Raw genomic sequence first — 22,687 nt, forward strand, 5'->3', positions numbered from 1 at the left:
TGTGTCAATTCTTCGAGGCGTTCCGGTCCCGCATTCAGCGGGTACCCGACGCCACGAGTCCGGGCCCTTTGTCAATTCGCATTCCGTTGTCCGGCTCCGCCGGGGCCGGAGCCGGGACGGCGAAATAGGCCTCGGGGGACAGGACGGGCCCGGGCGGAGTGGCGGTGGGCCACAGGAGTTCGGAGGCGTTGTCCGTCAGTACGGCGGTGGACAGGCGCCGGAGCGCGTCGGCGTGCGAGGTGAGCGCCTTCCGGCTCGCCTCGTCGTCCGGGTCCGCGAGCAGGAGGCGCGCGGTGGAGTTCAGCGCGCGGAGCCTCGCCCGCTGGTGCTTCCGCTGGCGGCTCGGCAGGGACCGCCAGGCGGAATTCCCGACGGTGACGGAACGCCACACGGGATTCGCGGGCGGGTCCTCGTCGTAGAATCTCAATCCGTACCGGCCGACCAGCCAATACGATACGGACAGGCACCAGGCCAGGAATGCGTCGACCGCGAACCACGACCAGGCCAGGCAGGGTTTCCCGGAAATCTCCACGATCAGCGCGGCCACGGCGCCGCCGCCCGCGCCGAAGAGCGCGGTGGCCACGACGGCGCCCGCCACCACCGTGGGCACGAATCCGATACCGTACTCGCTCTTCAGGGACAGGAGCCCGGTCCAGCGAGGGGCCAGATAGCGCGCCAGATACGCGGATCTGGGTGCGGGTTCAGCGATGGCAATGCTCTTTGCCCAACTCACGGCCATTACAACCACCTATTCGTGTATTGGTGCGATGGCTCAACGTCTCGGACAACGAGCACGCGTCCGAAAAGGAGACGCAGACTCCCCTGATCGGCCCACGGGAATCGGCGGAGGGAAAATGCCTCGACAGCGCTCCCGGGCGCCCGGCAGAGTGGCCGACCGTGACGAGTAGCGAGATGTGGACCCGTGCGACTGCCGAGCGCTATGACGCCGAGGAGAGCGAGACGTCCTCGGCCGCCGCCCTGGAACCGGCCCTCGGCTTCCTCGCGGACCTGGCCGGGGACGGCCGGGCGCTGGAGTTCGCCATCGGGACCGGCCGCGTGGGCGTCCCCCTCCGGGCCCGCGGCGTGCCCGTCGTGGGGATCGAGCTGTCCGAGCACATGGCGGCGGTGCTGCGGCGCAAAGTCGACGAGGACACGCTGCCGGTCGTACTCGGGGACATGGCCACCACCGTCGTGCCCGGCGAGTTCGCCCTGGTCTATCTCGTCTACAACACCATCTCGAACCTGCTGACGCAGGACGAGCAGGTCGAGTGCTTCCGCAACGCCGCCCGGCATCTGCGGCCCGGCGGCCGGTTCGTCATCGAGCTGGGAGTGCCGCCGCTGAGGTATCTGCCGCCCGGCCAGGTCGCGGTGCCCTTCGACGTGTCCGAGCGGCACCTCGGCTTCGACACCTTCGACCTCGTCGAACAGCTCCTCGTCTCGCACCATTTCACGCGCGACGGCGACGACGGCCGCTATCGCCGCGGCAGTTCACGGCACCGCTACGCCTGGCCCGCCGAGCTCGACCTGATGGCCCGGATCGCCGGGCTCGAACGGGAACGCCGCGTCGCCGACTGGGACGGGGCGCCCTTCACCGAGGACTCCGCGAAGCACATCTCCGTCTGGCGCAAACCGGTCTGAGGCCCGCCGCCCGTGCGCCGGGCACCGCGCACCGGACGGGACGGGGCGGTCGTCCTCCTCAGGCGGCGCGATCCCGGTCGGCGAGCTGGTCCCCCAGGGAGCTGCGGCGGTACAGGACCTGCCGCCCGTGGCGCGCCCGGGTGACCAGTCCCGAGGCGTACAGCACGCGCAGGTGCTGGGACACGGCGCTCGGGGTCACTCCGAGGCGGCGGGCGATCTCGACCGTGGCCAACGGTTCCTCCAGGAGACGCAGCAGCCTGGCCCGGGGCGCGCCGAGCAGCCCGGTGAGCGCCGTCGCGTCGGCGGCCGGTGCCGGGGCCCACAGCGTGGCCACCGCCCGGCTCGGATAGGCCAGCACGGGTGCGTCGTCGGGGCTGAGGGGCGGCGCGGGTCTGTGGGCGAAGACGGAGGGGATCAGCAGCAGCCCGCGGCCGGACGCCACGGTGCGGTACGTGCCGGGCACCCCGTCGATGTGCAGCACTCCCTCGTGCCAGCGCAGGTTCGGATGCATGTCGCTGAAGAGCCGGCGCGCGCCTCCCATGGCCAGTTGCCGCGCGCGGTAGGTCATGTCGGCTTCCAGTACGAGCCGCATCTTCGGCCACACGGGTTCGAGCGCGAGCTTCCAGTACCGCTCCAGGAGCGTGCAGAGGGTGGCGCCGAGCCTGATGACGGGTGCGTCGTCGGCGGCGGTGACGTCGCGCAGCGCCTCGGGAGGCGGGTCCGGCGCGTGCGCGGCGATCAGGTCGCGCCGGATCAGGCCGGGCGGGGTCCGGCGTACGGCGGCCAGCTCTTCCTCGAAGGTGGGGGCGAAGCTCGTGGGCCGCGGGGTCAGGAAGTCGGGCAGCGTGTGGCGGCCCCCGATCAGCGCCGTCAGGAGACCGGTGTCCAGGGTGCCGAGTCCCGGGAGGACGGACCTGCGCCAGGGCAGGTGCAGCGCGGACAGGCCCGGGTCGCGCAGGACCCGCAGGCTGAGCACGGCTTCCTGCACGGGCGAGACGGCGAAGCGGGTGTCGGCCAGGTCCTCGACGCCGAGCACGAAGCTGATCATTAAGCCGCAGGCTACATTGATTGGCGCCGCCCCGCCGTTGCGGTGGACTGCGCCGCATGACGAGAACCCCTCAGCCCCCCGCGGCGACCGCCCCGGACCCGGCCCCGTACCCGGCCCCCGGCACCGGCGAGACCGGCGCCAGGCCGGAGCTTCCGCCCGGCCTCCGGGCCCAGCTCGACGCGTCCTCGTACATGGGCGTGCCGACGTTCGGCCTCCGGCCGCACCTGACCGAGCCGGAGGAGCTCGACGCGTGGCGGCCCGATGTCGCCGTGATCGGCGCGCCGTGGGACGACAGCACGACCAACCGCCCCGGCGCGCGCTTCGGGCCCCGGGCACTGCGCGCCGACGCCTACGACGCGGGCAGTTACCACCTCGACCTGGCCGTCGAGATCTTCGATCACCTCACCGTCGTCGACTACGGCGACGCGCTCGTCTCGCCGGGCATGTGGGACCTCTCGCGCGAGGCCATCCACCAGCGGGTGTCCGAGGTGGCGAGCCGCGGGATCGTGCCCGTGGTGATCGGGGGCGACCACTCGGTGACATGGCCGAGCGGGACGGCGGTCGCCGCCCATCACGGCCACGGCCGGATCGGGATGATCCATTTCGACGCGCACGCCGACACCGCCGACATCCTGCGCGGCAACCTCGCCAGTCACGGGACGCCGATGAGGCGGCTGATCGAGTCCGGGGCCATCGCCGGGCGGGACTTCGTCCAGGTCGGGCTCCGGGGCTACTGGCCACCGGCCGAGGTGCAGGAGTGGATGCGCGCACAGGGCATGCGCCACCACACGATGCAGGAGATCTGGGAGCGCGGCATCAGGGACGTGATGACCGACGTCATCGCCGAGGCGCTCGACGGCACGGACGGCGTCTATCTCTCGATCGACATCGATGTCCTCGACCCGGGTTTCGCGCCGGGGACGGGAACGCCCGAGCCGGGCGGTCTCGCCCCGGCCGACCTGCTCCGGGCCGTGCGTCAAGTCGCCCTGGAGACCCGCCTGGTGGCGCTGGACGTCACCGAGGTCTGCCCGCCGTACGACCACGCGGACCTGACCGTCAACAACGCCCACCGGCTGATCTGGGAGGTCCTGGCGGGCCTGGCCCACAAGAAGCGCGCCGGAGTCACAGCTCCAGCGTCGCCTGGACGGGGAGATGGTCGCTCGGGAACTGGCCGTCGCGGGAGTAGGTGTTGATGACGGCGCGGCGTACGCGGGTCTTGGGCGAGGCGAGGATCCAGTCGATGCGCTCGCCGTCGGGCACCAGCGGCTTGTAGCCGTGGAAGGTGGCGTAGAGCTTGCCGCGCTTCTCGGCGGTGTCCCAGGTGTCGGCGAGCTTGCCGTCGCCGAGCATCGTGTCGTAGACGGGGTTGCCGTGGGCGGGGACGTTGAAGTCGCCGGTGACGATGCGCGGGACGGCGGGGTCGAGTGCCGCGAGCCGTTCGGTGACGAGTGCCGCCGAGCGCTCGCGGGAGGGCTGGCTCTGGTGGTCGAAATGGGTGTTGAGGTGGTAGAGCTGCCCGCCGGTCCGCAGGTCGCGGAACCGGACCCAAGTGACCATACGGATGACCTTGTTGCCCCATGTGGCGGAACCGATCAGGTTCGGCTGGTCGGACAGCCAGAAGTGATCGAACTCGACCGGTACCAGGCGGTGGGTGTCGTAAAAGAGGGCCATGAACTCGTCACGGCTGCCGCCCGCGCGCCCCGTGCCGATCCAGTCGTAGCGCCGCCCCAGGTCGGCGGCGATGTCCTGGAGCTGCGGATACAGCCCCTCCTGCGTCCCGATCAGATGCGGCGTCTCCTTGCGCAGCAGCGCCCGCATCACGGGGCGCCGCTCGGGCCAACTGTGGGGCGGGGTGTCCGAGGCGTAGCGCAGGTTGAACGACATGACGCGCAGGGCCCGCCCGTCCCGGCCGTCCCCCTCCCGCTCCTTCTCCGGCCGTCTCTCGGCACCGGCCGCGGGCGCGGCGTGCGCGGTGGCGGTCCCGGCGAGCAGCGGGACCGCGAGCGCCGCGGCGGTGGCCGTACGGATACCGGTGCGACGGCTGAAGCGTGACGAGGGCGTCGTGGACATCGTGCCTCCCGGGGCGGTTCGGGTGGGGACTTCCGGAGAGTCTCAGACGCACGGGTGTGGGGGAAGTGGCCGGAGAGCGGCCGGACCACGAACGGCCGGGGGCGGCCCGGGCGCCGTCCGGCCAGCGCCGCCGCCCCTGCGGGCGTGCCCGACGGGAACGGCGGCACCACCGTCGATCCCGTCCGCGCCCAGGCGGTACGCGCGCGGCGATACGCACCCGTGGAGGGCGACGCCCCGGCGCCCGCCCGCCCCAGGTCCGCCGGCCCGGAGGGGCGACTGCTCTCAGCGGGCGGTCTCCGGGCCCAGCAGGCGGCGCGCGATGACCATGCGCTGGATCTGGTTGGTGCCCTCGACGATCTGGAGGACCTTCGCCTCGCGCATGTAGCGCTCGACGTCGAAGTCCGCCGTGTAGCCGTACCCGCCGAGGACCTGGACGGCGTCGGTGGTGACGCGCATGGCCGCGTCGGTGCAGAACAGCTTGGCCATGGCCGCCTGCTGGGAGTACGGCCTGCCCGTGTCGTGGCGCCGGGCCGCGCTGAGGTACAGGGCGCGGCCCGCCTCGATCTGCGTGGCCATGTCGGCGAGCATGAAGCGCAGGCCCTGGAAGTCGGAGATGGGGCGGCCGAACTGTGCCCGCCCCTCCGCGTACGCCAGGGCCTCGTCCAGCGCGGCCTGGGCGATGCCGATGGCGCAGGCCGCCATGCCGAGGCGCCCGGAGTCGAGGGAGGCGAGGGCGATGGTGAAGCCCTGGCCCTCGTCGCCGATCCGGCACGTGTCGGGCACCCGGACGCCGTCGAGGTGGAGCTGGCCCGTGGGCGAGCCCTTGAGGCCCATCTTGCGCTCGGGCGGCGCGGCGCTGAGCCCCTCGGCATCGCCGGGGACGAGGAACGCGGTGATGCCGCGCGGGCCCTCCTCGCCGGTGCGGGCCATGACCGTGTAGAAGTCGGCGACGCCCGCGTGGGTGATCCACGCCTTGGTGCCGTGCAGCACCCAGTCGTCGCCGTCGCGCACGGCACGGGTGCGCAGCGAGGCGGCGTCGGAGCCGGAGGAGGGCTCGGAGAGGCAGTAGGCGCCGAGCAGCTCGCCGCCGAGCATGGCCGGAAGGTGCTCCGCGCGCTGCTCCTTGCTGCCGAAGTGCGCGAGCCCGTAGCAGGCGAGGGCGTGCACGCTGGTGCCGAGGCCGACCGTGAGCCGGGCGGCGGCCAGCTCCTCCAGGACCTGGAGATAGACCGCGTACGGCTGCTCGCCGCCGCCGTACTCCTCCTCGTACGGCAGACCGAGCAGGCCGGAGCGGGAGAGCAGCGAGAAGACATCACGGGGGAAGCGCTCCGCGGCCTCCTCCTCGCCCGCCTTGGGCTTGATCTCGCGCTGCACCAGATCGCGTACGAGGGCCAGCAGGTCGTGCGCCTCCTCGGTGGGCAGTTCGCGTTCCACCGGCTGCGGACCGTGCTGCGGCATGGCGCGCTCTCCTTCGGTCAGGCTCGGCGACGACGCGTCCGGGGTGTGGCACGCCGCCGTAGGGTCTCTGGCCGGGCCGGGAAGGCCCAGGGGTGTCGCTGCCCCGCCGCGATCCTGCCTCTTCGGGTCGCGAAGAGGGCTGACCTGTGGCCGGGGCAGTTGGAGTATGCCCGATCGGACGCGTCGCGTCACCGGTTGACGGGTGTGAACCGGCCCCTGACCGGCGCCTGAACGGCAGTCGGGCATCGCGCGTCGACGGAATTGGTCCGAACCATTGACGCACTGGTCTAGTCCTTCTAGATTCCGCCGTGGAGAACGCAAGTCGTGTCCATGCCACAACCCCACGCATACCACCCTGGGTACGGGACACGGCGCGCGGAACTGAGCACCCCCCACTCCCCCACAAGCGAGGAGAATCATGCTCGGAACCGAGAAGAGACGGTCACGAGGACGCGCGTTCGGCACACGCCGCAAGCTGTTCGCCGTGATCGGCGCGGCGTGCGCGGCGGTTCTCGCCACCACGATGCTGACGGTCAACGCCTCGGCGGGCCAGCAGAAGGCACCGGCGAAGCCCACGGCCTCGGCGGCCGGGAAGAACGTCGGCTATTTCACCAACTGGGGCGTCTACCAGCGCAATTACCATGTCAAGAACATCGAGACGTCCGGCTCGGCCGACAAGCTCACGCACATCAACTACGCCTTCGGCAACGTCCAGGGCGGCAAGTGCACGGTCGGCGACAGCTTCGCCGACTACGAGAAGACGTACACGGCCGAGGAGAGCGTCGACGGCCAGGCCGACACCTGGGACCAGCCGGTGAAGGGCAACTTCAACCAGTTGCTCAAGCTCAAGAAGAAGCACCCGGACCTGAAGATCCTCTGGTCGTTCGGCGGCTGGACCTGGTCCGGCGGCTTCGGCGAGGCCGCCAAGAACCCCGAGGCCTTCGCCGAGTCCTGCTTCAACCTGCTCAACGACGAGCGGTGGAAGGGCCTGTTCGACGGCATCGACATCGACTGGGAATACCCCAACGCCTGTGGTCTGACCTGTGACACGAGCGGCAAGGACGCCTTCGCCAATCTGCTGAAGGCGCTCCGGGGCAAGTTCGGCGACAAGCTGGTCACCGCCGCCATCACGGCCGACGCCTCCGACGGCGGAAAGATGGACCAGGCCGACTACAAGTCCGCCTCCCAGTACGTCGACTGGTATCTCCCGATGACGTACGACTACTTCGGCGCCTGGGACGCGCAGGGGCCGACGGCGCCGCACTCCCCGCTCACCAAGTACGACGGCATCCCGAAGGAGGGCTTCAACACCGAGGACACCATCGCGAAGCTCAAGGAGCTCGGCGTCCCCGGCGACAAGCTGCTGTACGGCCTCGGCTTCTACGGGCGCGGCTGGACCGGCGTCAAGCAGGCGGAGCCGGGCGGGACGGCGACGGGCCCGGCACCCGGCAAGTACGAGGCGGGCATCGACGACTACAAGGAGCTGAAGAGCAAGTGCCCGGCCACCGGCAAGGTGGGCGGCACGGCCTACGCGCACTGCGGCGAGCAGTGGTGGAGCTACGACACCCCGGAGACGATCGGCGCCAAGGGGGACTGGGCGGCACAGCAGGGGCTGGGCGGCACGTTCTTCTGGGAGCTGAGCGGCGACACCCCGGACGGTGAGCTGATCAAGGCCATCAAGTAGCGGTCACCCCGCACGCCCCGCACGACCCCCTGGCCGAGGGTCGCCCATGATGTGGCCCCGGAGCACTCCACACCGCTCCGGGGCCACGCCCGTACGCCCGTCCGCCTCAGCGGCGGGCCTTCGCGCGGTCCAGCGCGCCGACGCCGACCGCGGCCAGGACCACCTGGATGGCCAGCTCGATCCAGTCGATGCCCTTGGTGTCGGCGACACCGAGCCCGCCCGCGATGGCGGTACCGATCAGTGCCGCCACGATGCCGACGAGGAGCGTCCAGAGCAGGCCGACCCGCTGCCGCCCGGGCAGCACGAGCCGACCGAGCGCGCCGATGATGAGACCGATCACGATCGCGCTGATGATGCCTGAGATATCCATGGATTCCCTTTCAGCCTTTTTGCGCTGATCCCATGGATACGAGTGTCCCCCGCACGCCGCCGTATGTCGGTCCGGGCTGCGCCAATCAGCGTCCGTACCGGGGCACGGGGAAGTCCGGCTCGAACTCCTCGATGGCCTCCAGAGTCGCGCGCAGGGTGCGGACCAGCAGGTCGCGCACCGCGTCGCGCGGCAGCTCCCGGCGCCCGAGCCAGTCCAGGGTGACCCCGTCGACCGAGGAGAGCCAGCCGATGAGGGCGGCGCGGACGAGCGGCGGGACGTCGGTGGTCCCCCAGGCGCCCTCCGCGATGGCGCCCAGCAGCCGCTCGCGCACCTCGTCGCGCAGGGCGAGGACCTGCGCGTCGTGGCCCACTCCCCCGGTGACGACGGTGCGGTAGGCGGCCTGGTGGTGCTCGGCGTAGCGCAGATAGCCGTCGACGGTGCGGTGGACGCGTTCGGCGGGCGGCAGGTCCCGGTCACCGGCGGCGCGCAGGACGAGCCCGGCGACGGCGTCCTCGATGATCGCGAGGTAGTAGCCCCGCTTGCTGGTGAAGTAGTAGTAGATCAGCCCCTTGGCGACGCCCGTGTGACGGGCGATGTCGTCCATGGACAGCGCGTCGTAGGACGTGTCGGCGAACAGCCTGCGGCCCGTCGCGAGAAGTTCGGCACGGCGCGCCTGGGAGCGTTCCGTACCCCGGGAGGAGGCGGGCGCGGGGCCCGCCGCGCGCTGCTGGCTGTCGTCCAAGACCGTCCCTGCTGTCCGATGTCTCCAAGTGCCAAGCAATGACCGCAGTATGACAGAACGTCATCATCCGTGGTTGTCCGGGATATCACCATCGTTCGTACGGTGCTCAGTTCTGGCCCGTATGGTGCGGGTCGACGGCGCGATCTGTACGGACCGGCGGTGACGGCGAGGCCGGGACGGGATTGTCAGACCCCGCTGCCACACTCGCTGACATGACCGAGAGTGCCGAGGATGTCCGGCCGCACGAGCGGTGGGCGCTCGCCGAGACCGCCGGGGGCCGCGCCCTGGTGTGCCCGCTGGACGGCGAGGGCCGCCCGGCGGGGCCCGTGCGCGAGGAGGAGTCGCCCGCCGCGGCCGTGCGGGCGCGCCCCGGGGTGGCGCGCTGGGTGTGGCGCTCGACGGCCGCGGTCTATCCGGCGATGCTCGCGGCGGGCCTCCGCGTCGAGAGGTGTTACGAGGTGGAGGCCGCCGAGGCCCTGCTCCTCGGCCATGAGGGGCTGGCCGGGAGCCCCCGTTCGCTGCCCGCCGCATGGGCGCGGCTGCACCGGCTGCCGGAGCCGCCCGACCCGCCCGCGGTCTCCCGCGAGACGGACCCGCAGCCCTCGCTCTTCGAGGCGGGCCCCGTCCCGCTGCCGGACGGCGTGGACCCCCTGGAGGCGCTCCTGGAGGTGTACGGCTCGCAGCTCGCCCGGACCCGCGAGGCCGTGCACCCCGACCGGATGCGGCTCCTGCTGGCGGGCGAGTCGGCGGGGACGCTGGTGGCGGCCGAGATGACCAGGGCCGGTGTCCCCTGGCGCGCCGACCTGCACCGGGAGCTGCTGGACGAGCTGCTCGGCGAGCGGTACGCGGGCGGGGGCCTGCCCCGGCGGCTCGTGGAGCTGGAGGAGGAGGTCTCGCGGGCCTTCGGGCCCGGCGCGCGGGTGCGGCCCGATCTGCCCGCCGAGGTGCTCCAGGCGTTCGCCCGCGCCGGTGTCCGGCTCGGCTCGACGCGCGCCTGGGAGCTGGAGAAGGTCGATCACCCCGCGGTGGCCCCCCTGCTGCGCTACAAGAAGCTGTACCGGCTGTACACCGCGCACGGCTGGACCTGGCTCCGCTCCTGGGTGCGCGACGGCAGGTTCCGCGCGGAGTACGTGCCGGGAGGCGCCGCCTCCGGCCGCTGGACGACGAACGGGGGCGGGGCCCTCCAGATCCCCAAGGTCGTGCGGCGCGCCGTCGTCGCGGACCCGGGGTGGCGGCTGGTGGTGGCGGACGCGGCGCAGATGGAGCCGCGCGTCCTGGCGGCCGTCTCCGGCGACCCGGGCCTGATGGCGGCGGCGTCCACCGAGCGCGATCTGTACACGGCGCTGTCCGAGCGCGCCTTCTCCGGCGACCGCGACCAGGCCAAGCTGGCACTGCTCGGCGCGATCTACGGCCAGACGAGCGGCGACGGTCTGCGGAACCTCGCGGCGCTCCGCAAGCGCTTCCCCGCCGCCGTCGCGTACGTGGACGAGGCGGCACGCGCCGGCGAGGAGGGCCGCCTCGTCCGTACGTACCTGGGACGCACCTGCCCGCCCGCCGGCACGGAGGGCGAGGACGGGCCCGCCGCCCCGGAGCCGGACGCCGAGGGCGGCGGGGACGGCGGACCCGGTCCGCGCCGCACCGAGGCGGGGGCCCGCGCGCGGGGCCGCTTCACGCGGAACTTCGTGGTGCAGGGCAGCGCCGCCGACTGGGCCGTGCTGATGCTGGCCGCGCTGCGCCAGCGGCTCGCCGGGACCCGCTCCGAGCTGGTCTTCTTCCAGCACGACGAGGTGATCGTGCACTGCCCGGAGGACGAGGCCGGGCAGGCGGCGGAGGCGATCCGCGCGGCGGGCGCCCAGGCCACCCGCGTGATCTTCGGGGAGATACCGGTGAACTTCGCGTTCTCGACCGCCGTGGTCGAGTGCTACGCCGACGCGAAGTAGCCACCGCTCAGTCGCCCGGCGCCCGGCCCGCCGCCACGAAGAAGGGGATGGCGAGGAAGAGGCGGTCGGCCGCGGCACGGCGGCGCTGCTCGCGGCCCCAGCGCTCGGCGCCGTCCGCGCCGACCGCGCCGCTCGCGACGGCGGCGCGTACGTGGCCTGCCAGGTGCGGCAGCGCGTCCTCTCCCGTGAGCACCCAGGTGTGCGCCTCGGCACGCACGTCCTGGAAGCCCGCGTCGAGGAGCAGGTTGCGGTAGCCGCGCGCGGCGCGCGGGAAGGGGAGTTCGGCGGCGCGGGCACGGACAAGGGCGCGGGTGAGGCCGGGGTCGTCGGCGTCGATGACGAGCGCGTCCCAGTCGTGGCCGAGCAGGCAGACGCGGCCGAGGCCCGGCGCGAGGACGCGACGGGCCTCGGCCAGGGCCGCGGCCGGGTCGGGCAGCGCGTGGTAGAGCTTGTCGGCGCGGTAGCCGTCGAGCGTCCCGTCGTCGTACGGGAGCCGGAGCGCGTCGCCCCGGTGGAAGCGGGCCCCGGGCCACCGTTCGCGCGCGAGGGCGAGCATCGCGGGGTCGGTGTCGACACCCTCGGCGCGTGCCCCGGCCCCGGTCATCTCGCCGACGGCACGGCCGGTGCCGCAGCCGGCGTCGAGGACGCGCGCGCCGGGACGTTCCCGGAGGCCGAGCAGCTCGTACGAGCGCTGCCGCAGGGCCGCAGCGCCGGGCGCGGCGTCGGCGCGGTCGAGCTGCTCGGCGAGGCGGGGAAGGGAAGCGGATGTGTGCTGGTCCTTGGACATGGCGTCCACGCTGCGACTTAATGTCGGCATGAGGTCAACAGTGCGGCCCGGAACGGGAGTCGGCATCGGGCAGCTCGCGGACGAGTTCGGGCTCGCGCCGCATGTGCTGCGGCACTGGGAGGCGTGCGGCCTGCTCCGCCCGCCCCGTGACGGCGCGGGCCGCCGTCGCTACGGGGACGCGGAGCGGGTCCGGGTGGCGGTCGTGCTGCGCGCCAAGGAGGCGGGCCTGGGCCTGGAGGCGACCCGGGCGCTCCTCACGCGCGGCGCTCCGGCGGCGCAGCGGGCGACGCTGCTCGCCCAGCGCGACATGCTGCGCGAGCGCGTGGCACGGGCCCGCGCCGAGCTGGAGCTGGTGCAGTGCGCGCTGGACTGCGCACACGAGGACATCGCGGAGTGCCCGCGCTTCCAGGAGCTGGTACGGGAGCGCGCGGGCGTGACGGCGGCGGACGCCGGGCGCCTCCTGAGCGACCCGTAGGAGCCGGGCGCCCCCACTCGGCGAGGTCCCGGCTCGGCGAGGTCCCGGCTCGGCGAGGTCCCGGCTCGACGTGGCCTCGCTCGGCTGCCGCGTAGGAGCCGGGCACCCCCACTCGGCGAGGCCCACGGGGCGCGGCCCCGGTTCGGCGCCCCCGTTCAACGTGGCCCCCGCGGCGTGGCCCGCTCAGCGCGCCCCACGCGGCGCGGCGCGGCGCGCCCCCCTCAGCCCGCCTCCCCCTCCCCTTCCGTCTCCGTATCTCCCTCCAGCAGGTCCTTGAGCCGGGTCAGGTCGGCCGTGACCATGTCCGCGTCGCGTGCGAACTCGGCGTCGCTCATCCCCGGGCGGCGGCGGAGGGTGAAGACGACCTCGCTCTCCGTGCCGTCGGCGATCACCCGGAGCGGGTTGTGCACGACCTCGCCGGAGGGGAGCGTGACGTCGTGGTCGAGGACGCCCAGCTCGTTGACCGGCGCGAAGTCGACCACGACCCGGCCCATGGGCGAGGACTCCGCGACCCAGTGGCCGCCGGTCCTCTCCAGGGAGCGGCCCAGGCCGTGGGCCCAGGCGGGCATGTTCTCGGGGACCGAGGCGAAGGCGTAGACGTCCTCGGCGGTGCGGCGGACGTGGACGCCGATGTGGCGGGACCGGCGCGGTGTGTCGTTCTCGGTGTTCATGGGGGCGACGGTAGCCGCGCGTGATCACCTCGGTCTTGAACGAATCGGCCGTGCGAGGCGTATTCCGGCGGCGCGCGAGACCATCGGAGGACGGGGACGACGAAGCAGCGGACCGGCGGAAGGGAAGCGGCGGACCATGAGTGGTGGCAGGGCTCAGATCGGCGTCACGGGGCTGGCCGTGATGGGGCGCAATCTCGCCCGTAACTTCGCACGGAACGGCTATACGGTCGCCGTGCACAACCGCACCTACGGCAGGACACGCGACCTGGTCGAGCAGTTCGGCGGCGAGGGGGACTTCGTGCCCGCCGAGACGGCCGAGGAGTTCGTGGCCGCGCTCGAACGGCCGCGCCGGGTCATGATCATGGTGAAGGCCGGGGGGCCGACGGACACGGTGATCGAGGAGTTCGCCGAGCTGCTGGAGCCGGGCGACGTGATCATCGACGGCGGGAACGCGCACTTCGAGGACACCCGTCGCCGCGAAGCGGCCCTGCGCGAGCGCGGCCTGCACTTCGTCGGCACGGGCGTCTCGGGCGGCGAGGAGGGCGCGCTGAACGGGCCGAGCATCATGCCGGGCGGCTCGCCCGAGTCGTACGAGTCGCTGGGCCCGATGCTGGAGCGGATCGCGGCCCGCGCGCCGGACGGCACCCCGTGCACGACGCACGTCGGCCCGGACGGCGCCGGGCACTTCGTGAAGATGGTGCACAACGGCATCGAGTACGCGGACATGCAGCTCATCGCGGAGGCGTACCAGTTGCTGCGGGACGTCGCCGGATACGCGCCCGACGAGATCGCGGACATCTTCCGCGGCTGGAACGAGGGGCGCCTGGGCTCGTACCTCATCGAGATCACCGCCGAGGTGCTCACCCACACCGACGCGGCGACCGGCGCGCCGTTCGTGGACGTCGTCGCGGACCGCGCGGAGCAGAAGGGCACCGGGCGCTGGACCGTCCAGACGGCGCTGGGGCTCGGGACGCCGGTGCCGGGCATCGCCGAGGCCGTCTTCGCCCGCTCGCTCTCCGGCCACACCGAGCTGCGGACCGCCGCGTCCCCGCTGCCGGGCCCGCAGCGCACGCCGATGGGCCGCGACGAGGCGGCGGACTTCGCCGACGGGGTGGAGCGTTCGCTCTACGCCTCGAAGGTGATCTCCTACGCCCAGGGCTGGGACATGATCCGCGCGGGCAGCGAGGAGTACGACTGGCACATCGACCTGTCCGACGTGGCCGCGATCTGGCGTGCCGGGTGCATCATCCGCGCCCGGTTCCTCGACCGGATCCGCGCCGCCTTCACCAGCGACCCGTGGCTGCCGACGCTGCTGGCCGACCCGGAGTTCGCGAAGGAGCTGGGCGAGGCGCAGTACGCCTGGCGCGACGTGGTCGCGGCCTCGGTCCGCAACGGGGTCCCCGCACCCGGCATGTCCAGCGCGCTGGCGTACTACGACGGGCTGCGCGCCCCTCGGCTGCCCGCCGCGCTCCTCCAGGCCCAGCGGGACTACTTCGGGGCGCACACGTATCAGCGCACCGACCGCGAGGGCACGTTCCACACCCTCTGGGGCGGCGACCGCGAGGAGATCCGTACGGACGGCGGCTGATCGAACGCGGCGGAACGCAACTCCCCGGCCCTGTTCCCGCGTCCTGATCTTCGAACGGCGCTCCACGGGGGACGCGCGGAACAGGGGGTTTGTGATGGCGGAGACCGGATGCCGGGACTGTGCGACGTGCACCAAGTCGTGGCTGGGCCGGGTCGCGCAGAAGCTGGCCGTGGGCCTGCTCTATCTGGTCACGGTCGGGATCGCGTTCCTGGTCAAGAAGGGCGTGATGCGGCACTGCCCGCAGTGCCGCCACCTGCTGTCAGGCCACGCGCGCCGCGCCGACGGCTCGTTCCGCGACTGATTCCGTGGCTGATTCCGTGGCCGATCCTGCCGCCGTCTCGCGGAAGAGGTCGGTCTGCGGGGCCGCCACGCGCCAGCCGAGCGCGGTGTAGAGCGCCCGGCCGTCGTCGGTCGCGGCGAGCACCGCGTCCCGGACGCCCGCGTCGAGCGCGGCGGTGCCCAGCACGCCCATGACGAGGCGGCCGAGGCCCCGCCGGCGGTGGGCCTCCACGGTCTCGATCTGGTCGACGACGGCGGTACGGGCGCCGTCCGGCAGGGCGAGCTGCCCGCGCGCCGCCGGTCCGCCGTCGGGGGCGCGGACGACGACGCGGGTGACGCCCGCGCGTTCCCAGACCCGCAGCTCGTACCCCTCGGGCAGGCCGGACGTGTCGGCCCGGCGGAACGTGGTCGTCATCAGGTATCCCGGGTCACCGATCGTCCAGCCCGGCGCGATCCACTCGCGGACGCGCTCGGGCTCCTCGAAGACGGCGAGCCAGACGCCGGTGCCGCCGATGGTGCGCGTCAGCTCCCGCACCCGCGCCTCGTCGGGCTCCACGAGCACGTACCGGGCGGCCTTGTGGAAGGGACCTATGTCGTAGTAGAAACCCCACTCCTCCTCGGCGGGCGGGGACGCCCCGCGCGAGACGACCCATCCCTCGACCCAGGCCCGTACGATCTCCCGGTCCATCGGCACCTCCCTGGCGCGTAATGGCCTCAATGCCGTTGGGCATATTACACGCGACCGCCGTCGGGGGCGCCTGAAATATCGTTCGAGGCGGGCGGCGAGTGCGGCTACGGTTCCGGCATGTGCGTCAACCAGCGGCAGCGGTGCGGGAGATGTCCGGAGGCGGCGCGATGAGCGCGCGGATGCGGGCCCTCGCCAAGGAGACCGAGGAGATCGTGGAGCGCGGCTGGTACGTCACGGCGGACGGGCGGCGCGCCGAGATCGGCGAGGCGGCCGGACGGGCCCGCGCCCGCACCCGTCTCCACGGCCCCGAGCCCCTCCCCGGGACCGAGCCCGGGCCGCCCCCCGGGGCCGCCCCCGACGCCGCCCGTACGGTCGTCGAGGTCACGGACGAGGGCAGTCTGCGGGCCGCGCACCGGCTCACGCGGCGCGCCGGACTCCCGGTCGCCGTCCTCAACTTCGCCTCCGCCCGCAACCCCGGGGGCGGCTATCTCAACGGAGCGCAGGCGCAGGAGGAGGCGCTGTGCCGGGGCTCGGCGCTCTACCGCTGCCTGCGCGAGGTGCCGGAGTTCTACGCGGCGCACCGCGCCGACCGCAGCCCCTTCTACAGCGACCGGGTGATCCACTCCCCGGGCGTGCCGGTCTTCCGGGACGACGCGGGGACCCTGCTGGAGGCCCCGTTCACCGCCGATTTCCTGACCTGCCCGGCGCCCAACGCGGGCGTCGTCGCGCGCCGGGCGCCCGAGCGGTCCGCCGAGGTCCCGGGCGTACTGCGCCGGCGCGCGGGCCAGGTGCTGCGCGTGGCCGCCGCGTCGGGCGCTCGCGCCCTGGTCCTCGGGGCCTGGGGCTGCGGCGTGTTCCGCAACAGCCCCGCGGACGTCGCCGCGGCCTTCGCCGCGCACCTGCGCGGCGAGGGGCCCCTCACCGGGGCCTTCGCGCACGTCACGTTCGCGGTCCTGGACCGTCGAGAGCCCTCGCCGGTCCGCGAGCCGTTCCGTGCGCTCTTCGGCGGCGCGGAGCCGATGTAGGTGGCACACCCCCGCCCGGAAAAGGCAAGATCTGGTCCGACGGGAGGCGCCCCGGTTCCGGGGAGCGCCTCCCTCGTGAGGTCAGAGGCACTCTGGGGAGGATCGCCGTGAGCGGCAAGGTCGAGACGCATGAATTCCAGGCCGAGTCCCGTCAGCTCCTGGAGCTGGTGGTGCACTCGATCTACTCCAACAAGGACGTCTTCCTGCGGGAGTTGATCTCCAACGCCTCCGACGCCCTGGACAAGCTGCGGTTGGAGTCCCTGCGGGACAGCGAACTCGAAGCGGACACGTCGGATCTGCACGTCGCGCTCGAAACCGATCCCGGGGCGCGCACCCTGACCGTGCGGGACAACGGCATCGGCATGTCGCGCGACGAGGTCATGAGCCTGATCGGCACCATCGCGAAGTCCGGCACGGCGGAGTTCGCCCGCAAGCTGAAGGAGGCGAACGAGAGCCAGGACGCCGCCGCCTCCGCCGACCTCATCGGCAGCTTCGGCGTCGGCTTCTACTCCAGCTTCATGGTCGCCGACAAGGTCACCCTGGTGACGCGGCGCGCGGGCGAGCGGCACGGCACCCGCTGGGAGTCGGCGGGCGAGGGGACGTACGAGGTCCAGACCCTCGACGAGGCGCCGCAGGGCACGGCGGTGACGCTGCATCTGAAGCCGGAGGACTCGGAGGACCGGCTCTTCGACTACACGGACACCGGCCGGCTGCGCCAGATCGTCCGCAAGCACTCGGACTTCATCCCCTGGCCCGTACGGACGACCGTGGAGCGCCCGGCAGAGGACGCCGCGGAGGGCGAGGACGCGGCGCCCGAGCGGACCGTCGAGACGCTCAACTCGATGAAGGCGCTGTGGGCCCGGTCGGCGGACGAGATCTCCGAGGAGGAGTACAAGGAGTTCTACCGGCACGTCAGCCACGACTGGACGGACCCGCTGGAGACCGTCCACACGCGCGCGGAGGGCACCTTCGAGTACCAGGCGGTGCTCTTCATCCCCTCCCACGCGCCGCTGGACCTCTACCAGCGCGGCGGGCACGGCGGGGTGCACCTGTACGTGCGGCGGGTGTTCATCATGGACGACTGCACCGCGCTGCTCCCCGAGTACCTCCGGTTCGTCAAGGGCGTCGTCGACGCGCAGGACCTGTCGCTGAACGTCTCGCGGGAGGCGCTCCAGCAGGACCGCCAGATCCAGCTCATGCACCGCAGGCTGGTGAAGAAGATCCTCTCGGCGGTCACCTCGCTGCGCGAGAAGGACGCCGAGCGCTACCGGACCTTCTGGCGGGAGTTCGGCCCGGCGATGAAGGAGGGCCTGCTCTCCGACTTCGACAACCGGGACACCCTCCTGGGCCTGGCATCCTTCCCCTCGACGCACGACCCCGACGAGCAGACGAGCCTGCGCGACTACGTGTCGCGGATGAAGGAGGGCCAGGAGCACATCTACTTCCTCACCGGCGAGTCGCGCACCCGGCTGGAGAACAGCCCGCACATCGAGGCGTTCCAGGCCAAGGGGTACGAGGTGCTGCTGCTCACCGACCCCGTCGACGAGGTGTGGGTCGAGCAGATCCGGGAGTTCGACGGCACACCGCTCCAGTCGATCGCCAAGGGCCAGGTGGACCTGGACGCGGCGGACGGCTCCGGGGACGGCGAGGGCGCGGAGAAGAGCGCCGAGGACGAGCAGCGCGACGAGGACTTCGCGCCGCTCCTGGGCTGGCTGGGCACCGCGCTGGGCGAGGACGTGAAGTCGGTGCGGCTCTCCTCCCGGCTGACCACGTCCCCGGCGTGCGTCGTCGGCGACGCCCATGACATCACGCCGAACCTGGAGAAGATGTACCGGGCGATGGGCCAGGAGCTGCCGCCCATCAAGCGCATCCTGGAACTCAACCCCGGCCACCCCCTGGTGACCGGCCTCAAGGACGCCCACACGGCGAACGCGGAGGACCCGGCCCTGACGGAGACCGCCGAACTCCTCTACGGGATGGCGCTGCTGGCCGAGGGCGGCGAACTGGCCGACCCGTCCCGCTTCACCCGCCTCCTCGCGAACCGCCTGGCGGCGGGCCTCTGACCCACGGCCGGTGTGCCCGCCCGTGCGCGCTCACGGGCGTACGGGCGGGCACACCGGCGGATGCGGCTCGCCCACATCGCGACGGAATCGACCACAACCGAAATTGATGGATCGATCGAGAAGAAGGGTGCGGAAGTCGGCGACCGGCTATCCGCGGGGCGCTGTGCGGCGCGGGGCGCGAGACCTCGGACTTTAGACGGGCGTTGCCGAGGCTTCGGTGATCACTGACTGGGTCTAGGGACGGCAGCCGTGCCGGACCACCAGCCCCGGGAGGAATGCATGACGTTCCCGTCCGCCCCGCCCCCCACGTCCCCGACCGGCGAAGAGATCACCGACTACTACAGCGCGTTGGGCCCATTGCTGCGGATGGCGTGGGGCGACAACCTGCACTTCGGATACTGGGACGGGCCCCAGGACCGCAGCTCCCCCGAGGAGGCCACCGACCGCTTCACCGACCTGCTCGCCGACCGGCTCGGCGTCGGGCCCGGCCAGCGCGTGCTCGACGCCGGGTGCGGCGTGGGCCGCCCCGCGCTGCGCGTGGCCTCCCGTACGGGCGCGCGGGTTCTCGGCGTCACGATCAGCCGGGAACAGGTCGGCCAGGCGGTGGAGCTGGCCCGCGAGGCGGAGATGGGTGAGCGCGTGCGCTTCGAGTACGGCGACGTGACGCGGCTGCCGCACGAAGCTGGCTCTTTCGACGCCGTGCTCGCCTTCGAGTCGATCGTGCACATGGACCGGCCCGTGGCGCTGCGCGAGATGGCGCGGGTGCTGCGGCCCGGCGGACGGATCGTCCTCACCGACACCTTTCCGCTGGGCGACGGCACCGACGGGGCGGGCGACTCCGGGGACGTCGCGTCGTTCGGCCGGTTCGAGGCGTATCCGGGGCTGATGGCCGACGCGGGGCTGGAGCTGGAGGAGCTCACCGACGTCACCGACCACACGAAGTTCACGTTCATGCGGGTGATCGACGGGATCCTGCGCTGCCGCCGGGAGTTCGAACGGGAGCACGGAGTCTCCGTCGAGGAGGTGCTCGGCTCGCTCGAACCCGCGCACCCGGGCACCGCCACCCAGAGCGGCGGAGAGGCAGTGGGCTGTCTGGTGGCCGCCGCCAGGAAGCCCGTCGCCGCGTGAACGGGCGGGTCGTCGATTCGCCGCACGTTAGACCGGCTTTGGACCGGGGGCCGACGATGCCGTGGACGCGAAGCGGAGCGCGCGGAGAGGGCGGGCGGTGAGATGAAGGGCATCATTCTCGCGGGCGGGAACGGCACGCGGCTCCAGCCGCTCACGTTCGTGGGCTCCAAGCAGCTCGCCCCGGTCTACGACAAGCCCATGGTCTACTACCCGCTCTCCGTGCTGATGCTCGCCGGGATCCAGGACATCCTCATCATCACCCGGCCCGCCGAACTGCCCGTCTTCCAGAGCCTGTTCGGCGACGGCCGACAGCTCGGGCTCGACATCGCGTACGCCGCGCAGGACGAGCCGCGCGGCATCGCGGACGCCTTCCGCGTCGGCGCCGACCACATCCGCGGCGACGAGTGCGCGCTGATCCTCGGCGACAACCTCTTCCACGGCGCCAATCTGCCCTCCCTGCTGCGCCGCAGCGCCCGGAAGCTGCGCGGCTGCGTCCTCTTCGGCCACCAGGTCGCCGACCCGCAGCGGTTCGGCGTCGCCGAGATCGACGCGCGCGGCAGGCTGGTCTCCATCGAGGAGAAGCCGGAACGGCCGCGCTCGAACCTCGCGATCCCCGGCCTGTACTTCTTCGACGGCGGGGTCGTGGACGTCACCAAGGGCCTGTCCCCCTCCGCACGCGGCGAGCTGGAGATCACCGACGTGCTGCGCGCGTATCTGGAGGACGGCACGGCCGAGCTGGTGTGGCTGGGCCGGGGCGTCACCTGGCTGGACACCGGCACCCACGAGACCCTGCTGGACGCCGCCCGGTTCGTGCGCGACGTGCAGCACCGGCAGGGCACCCGGCTGGGCTGCGTCGAGGAGATCGCCATGTACATGGGCTTCATCCGGCCCGACGACTGCCACGCCCTGGGCGCCGCGATGGGCAACTCGCCCTACGGCCAGTACGTCATGGAACGCGCCCGCGACTTCAGCCTGGGACTGCCCCCGGCCGAGTTCATGGAGGAGCTGTGAATCTCCTGGTCACCGGGGCCGCCGGGTTCATCGGCTCCGCCTACGCGCGGATGCTGCTCGCGCCGGGCGCCGCGGAGTCGGCCGGGGTGTCCCGGATCACGGTGCTGGACAAGCTGACGTACGCCGGGAGCCTCGACAACCTCGACCTCACCCACCCCCGGCTCACGTTCGTCCGGGGCGACATCTGCGACGCCGACCTGGTGGACCGGCTGACGGCCCGCGCCCGGCAGGTCGTGCACTTCGCCGCGGAGTCGCACGTGGACCGTTCGATCGCGGCCGCCGGGGAGTTCGTGCGTACGAACGTGACGGGCACCCAGACGCTGCTGGACGCGGCACTGCGGCACGGCGTCGAGCGCTTCGTCCATGTCTCCACGGACGAGGTCTACGGCTCGGTGGAGCACGGCTCCAGCACGGAGGAGGACCCGCTGGACCCCAACTCGCCCTACGCCGCGTCCAAGGCGGCCTCGGACCTCGTCGCGCTCTCGTACCACCGCACCCACGGCCTGGACGTACGGATCACCCGGTGCTGCAACAACTACGGGCCGGGTCAGTTCCCCGAGAAGGTCATCCCGCTCTTCCTCACCAGCCTGTTCGACGGCGGTGACGTCCCGCTCTACGGCGACGGGCTCAACCGGCGCGACTGGCTGCACGTGGAGGACCACTGCCGGGCCGTCGAGCTGGTCCGCACGGAGGGCACACCCGGCGGGGTCTACAACATCAGCGGCGGCACCGAGCTGAGCAATCGCGAGCTGACCGAGCGGCTGCTGGCGGCCTGCGGCGCCGACTGGAGCCGGGTGCGCCACGTCCCCGACCGCAAGGGGCACGACAGGCGCTACTCGATCGACGACACCAAGGCGCGTGAGGAGCTGGGCTACCGGCCGCGGCACGACTTCGCCTCCGGGCTCGCCGCGACGGTCGCCTGGTACCGCGAGAACCGCGCCTGGTGGGAGCCGCTCAAGCGCGGTCTGACCGCGTGACCCGTACACCGGACCTCGGGAGGGCCGGGCCATGGAGGCCTCGCACACAACGGAACGGCCGCTGCGCTGCGGCGTCCTCGGCTGCGCGGACATCGCGTGGCGCCGCATGCTGCCGGCGCTCGCCGCCGCCCCCGGCGTCGAACCGGTGGCCGTCGCCAGCCGCGACCCGGCGAGGGCGGAGAGGTTCGCCGCCGCGTTCGGCTGCGGGACGGCCGGCTACGAGGAGCTGCTGGCCTCCTCCGGGATCGACGCCGTCTACGTGCCGCTGCCGCCGCTGCTGCACGCGGAGTGGGTCGAGAGGGCGCTGCGCGCCGGCAAGCACGTGCTGGCCGAGAAGCCGCTCACCCACGACCCCGAGCACACCGGCCACCTGTTGCGGCTGGCCGCCGAGCGCGGTCTCGTGCTGCTGGAGAACGTCGCCTTCCCGCACCACGACCAGCACGCCTCCGTGCGGAAGATGCTCGCCGACGGCGTGATCGGCGAGGTCCGCGACTTCGCCGCCGCCTTCACCATCCCGCCGCTGCCCGAGGACAACATGCGCCACCGGCCCGACGTGAGCGGCGGCGCCCTGCTGGACATGGGCCTCTACCCGGTCCGGGCCGCGCTCCACCACCTCGGGCCCGACCTGCGCGTGCTCCACGCCGTGCTGCGCCTCCGGGCAGGCACGGGCCTGGTGGTGGCCGGGCGGATCCTGGCGTGCACGGCGGCCGGCGTGACGGCGGATCTGAGCTTCGGCATGGAGCACTCGTACCGGACGAGCTGCGAGTTCGCGGGCAGTACCGGACGGCTGACGCTCGACCGTGCCTTCACCCCGCCGCCCGATCACCGGCCGGTGCTGAGGGTGGAGCGGCAGGACCACCGCGAGGAGATCACGCTGCGCGCCGATGACCAGTTCGCGAACGTGGTGCGCGCCTTCGAACGGGCCGTCCGTACGGGCAGCGGCACCGGCGACGCCTCGGAGTCGAGTCTGCGGCTGGCGCGGCTGCTGGCGGACGTCGAACAGAAAGCCGTGCTGATCACGCGTTGACGCGCCGCGCCGACGCGC

22 protein-coding genes are annotated in these 22,687 nt (G+C 72.7%); 13 read left to right on the forward strand and 9 right to left on the reverse strand.

All coding sequences use genetic code 11. The annotated features are described in order from the left end of the window. Positions 1-34 precede the first annotated feature (34 nt). Entirely contained in the window at positions 35-610 is a 576-nt protein-coding gene (locus ABD343_RS34400) for a hypothetical protein (RefSeq protein WP_344534028.1), read from the reverse strand. Between the two features lie 287 nt (positions 611-897). Here ABD343_RS34400 and ABD343_RS34405 point away from each other — a divergent pair, with 287 nt between their 5' ends. Then, positions 898-1,638 (forward strand): class I SAM-dependent DNA methyltransferase, encoded by a 741-nt coding sequence (locus tag ABD343_RS34405; RefSeq protein ID WP_344534030.1) that lies wholly within the window; start codon positions 898-900, stop codon positions 1,636-1,638. A 58-nt stretch (positions 1,639-1,696) separates the two neighbouring features. On the opposite strand, the gene ABD343_RS34410 is transcribed toward ABD343_RS34405, so the two are convergent. After that, a complete protein-coding gene (locus ABD343_RS34410) occupies positions 1,697-2,686 on the reverse strand; it encodes an ArsR/SmtB family transcription factor (protein ID WP_344534032.1) in 990 nt (329 codons plus the stop codon). A 56-nt stretch (positions 2,687-2,742) separates the two neighbouring features. Between ABD343_RS34410 and speB the strand changes: the two genes are divergently transcribed. Then, positions 2,743-3,879, forward strand: coding sequence for an agmatinase (gene speB / locus ABD343_RS34415; protein WP_344534034.1), 1,137 nt, complete (start codon positions 2,743-2,745; stop codon positions 3,877-3,879). On the opposite strand, the gene ABD343_RS34420 is transcribed toward speB, so the two are convergent. Beyond that, positions 3,809-4,756 carry an endonuclease/exonuclease/phosphatase family protein gene (locus ABD343_RS34420; protein ID WP_344534036.1) on the reverse strand — a complete coding sequence of 316 codons (948 nt, stop codon included), beginning with the start codon at positions 4,754-4,756 and terminating at the stop codon, positions 3,809-3,811. The two genes, speB and ABD343_RS34420, sit on opposite strands and share 71 nt — an antisense overlap. A 282-nt stretch (positions 4,757-5,038) precedes the next feature. Then, complete coding sequence (locus ABD343_RS34425) at positions 5,039-6,214, reverse strand: acyl-CoA dehydrogenase family protein (protein WP_344534038.1); 1,176 nt, start codon at positions 6,212-6,214, stop codon at positions 5,039-5,041. 418 nt (positions 6,215-6,632) lie between these two features. Between ABD343_RS34425 and ABD343_RS34430 the strand changes: the two genes are divergently transcribed. Further along, positions 6,633-7,898, forward strand: a complete 1,266-nt coding sequence (locus ABD343_RS34430) for a glycoside hydrolase family 18 protein (RefSeq protein WP_344534039.1) — start codon at positions 6,633-6,635, stop codon at positions 7,896-7,898. Between the two features lie 106 nt (positions 7,899-8,004). Here the strand turns inward: ABD343_RS34430 and ABD343_RS34435 are convergent, their stop codons facing one another. Both ABD343_RS34435 and ABD343_RS34440 read right to left on the reverse strand, forming a co-directional pair. After that, on the reverse strand, positions 8,005-8,268 hold the full coding sequence (locus ABD343_RS34435; RefSeq protein ID WP_344534041.1) for a GlsB/YeaQ/YmgE family stress response membrane protein: 264 nt from the start codon (positions 8,266-8,268) through the stop codon (positions 8,005-8,007). A gap of 85 nt (positions 8,269-8,353) precedes the next feature. Then, a complete protein-coding gene (locus ABD343_RS34440) occupies positions 8,354-9,010 on the reverse strand; it encodes a TetR/AcrR family transcriptional regulator (RefSeq protein WP_344534043.1) in 657 nt (218 codons plus the stop codon). Between the two features lie 212 nt (positions 9,011-9,222). Here ABD343_RS34440 and ABD343_RS34445 point away from each other — a divergent pair, with 212 nt between their 5' ends. Continuing rightward, complete coding sequence (locus ABD343_RS34445; protein WP_344534044.1) at positions 9,223-10,950, forward strand: bifunctional 3'-5' exonuclease/DNA polymerase; 1,728 nt, start codon at positions 9,223-9,225, stop codon at positions 10,948-10,950. Between the two features lie 7 nt (positions 10,951-10,957). Here ABD343_RS34445 and ABD343_RS34450 read toward each other — a convergent pair whose 3' ends face one another. Then, positions 10,958-11,737: a methyltransferase domain-containing protein gene (locus ABD343_RS34450; RefSeq protein WP_344534045.1), complete on the reverse strand. Its 780-nt coding sequence runs from the start codon at positions 11,735-11,737 to the stop codon at positions 10,958-10,960. A gap of 28 nt (positions 11,738-11,765) precedes the next feature. Here ABD343_RS34450 and ABD343_RS34455 point away from each other — a divergent pair, with 28 nt between their 5' ends. After that, positions 11,766-12,212: a MerR family transcriptional regulator gene (locus tag ABD343_RS34455; RefSeq protein WP_344534046.1), complete on the forward strand. Its 447-nt coding sequence runs from the start codon at positions 11,766-11,768 to the stop codon at positions 12,210-12,212. Positions 12,213-12,433: 221 nt separating this feature from the next. Here ABD343_RS34455 and ABD343_RS34460 read toward each other — a convergent pair whose 3' ends face one another. Then, the gene (locus ABD343_RS34460) at positions 12,434-12,883 is read right to left on the reverse strand and encodes an SRPBCC family protein (RefSeq protein ID WP_344534047.1); all 450 of its coding nucleotides are present in this window, start codon (positions 12,881-12,883) and stop codon (positions 12,434-12,436) included. Between the two features lie 136 nt (positions 12,884-13,019). On the opposite strand from ABD343_RS34460, the gene gndA reads away from it, so the two are divergent. Both gndA and ABD343_RS34470 read left to right on the forward strand, forming a co-directional pair. Next, positions 13,020-14,471 (forward strand): NADP-dependent phosphogluconate dehydrogenase, encoded by a 1,452-nt coding sequence (gene gndA / locus ABD343_RS34465; RefSeq protein WP_344534048.1) that lies wholly within the window; start codon positions 13,020-13,022, stop codon positions 14,469-14,471. A gap of 94 nt (positions 14,472-14,565) precedes the next feature. Next, positions 14,566-14,772 (forward strand): hypothetical protein, encoded by a 207-nt coding sequence (locus ABD343_RS34470; protein WP_344534050.1) that lies wholly within the window; start codon positions 14,566-14,568, stop codon positions 14,770-14,772. Here the strand turns inward: ABD343_RS34470 and ABD343_RS34475 are convergent. Beyond that, positions 14,731-15,438 carry a GNAT family N-acetyltransferase gene (locus tag ABD343_RS34475; RefSeq protein WP_344534052.1) on the reverse strand — a complete coding sequence of 236 codons (708 nt, stop codon included), beginning with the start codon at positions 15,436-15,438 and terminating at the stop codon, positions 14,731-14,733. The two genes, ABD343_RS34470 and ABD343_RS34475, sit on opposite strands and share 42 nt — an antisense overlap. A 167-nt stretch (positions 15,439-15,605) precedes the next feature. On the opposite strand from ABD343_RS34475, the gene ABD343_RS34480 reads away from it, so the two are divergent. The 6 genes from ABD343_RS34480 (at position 15,606) to ABD343_RS34505 (ending at position 22,669) form a co-directional block, all read left to right on the forward strand. After that, positions 15,606-16,463 (forward strand): TIGR02452 family protein, encoded by an 858-nt coding sequence (locus ABD343_RS34480; RefSeq protein ID WP_344534084.1) that lies wholly within the window; start codon positions 15,606-15,608, stop codon positions 16,461-16,463. 107 nt (positions 16,464-16,570) lie between these two features. Further along, positions 16,571-18,526 carry a molecular chaperone HtpG gene (gene htpG / locus ABD343_RS34485; RefSeq protein ID WP_344534053.1) on the forward strand — a complete coding sequence of 652 codons (1,956 nt, stop codon included), beginning with the start codon at positions 16,571-16,573 and terminating at the stop codon, positions 18,524-18,526. A gap of 279 nt (positions 18,527-18,805) precedes the next feature. Continuing rightward, complete coding sequence (locus tag ABD343_RS34490) at positions 18,806-19,654, forward strand: SAM-dependent methyltransferase (RefSeq protein ID WP_344534055.1); 849 nt, start codon at positions 18,806-18,808, stop codon at positions 19,652-19,654. 102 nt (positions 19,655-19,756) lie between these two features. Next, positions 19,757-20,665 (forward strand): glucose-1-phosphate thymidylyltransferase RfbA, encoded by a 909-nt coding sequence (gene rfbA, locus ABD343_RS34495; RefSeq protein ID WP_344534057.1) that lies wholly within the window; start codon positions 19,757-19,759, stop codon positions 20,663-20,665. Next, the gene (gene rfbB, locus ABD343_RS34500; RefSeq protein WP_344534058.1) at positions 20,662-21,642 is read left to right on the forward strand and encodes a dTDP-glucose 4,6-dehydratase; all 981 of its coding nucleotides are present in this window, start codon (positions 20,662-20,664) and stop codon (positions 21,640-21,642) included. The genes rfbA and rfbB overlap by 4 nt, the downstream gene beginning before the upstream one ends. A gap of 31 nt (positions 21,643-21,673) precedes the next feature. Further along, positions 21,674-22,669 carry a Gfo/Idh/MocA family protein gene (locus ABD343_RS34505; RefSeq protein ID WP_344534060.1) on the forward strand — a complete coding sequence of 332 codons (996 nt, stop codon included), beginning with the start codon at positions 21,674-21,676 and terminating at the stop codon, positions 22,667-22,669. The last annotated feature ends 18 nt before the right edge of the window (positions 22,670-22,687 follow it).

Source organism: Streptomyces albiaxialis (assembly GCF_039530985.1).
Taxonomy (GTDB): Bacteria; Actinomycetota; Actinomycetes; order Streptomycetales; family Streptomycetaceae; genus Streptomyces; species Streptomyces albiaxialis.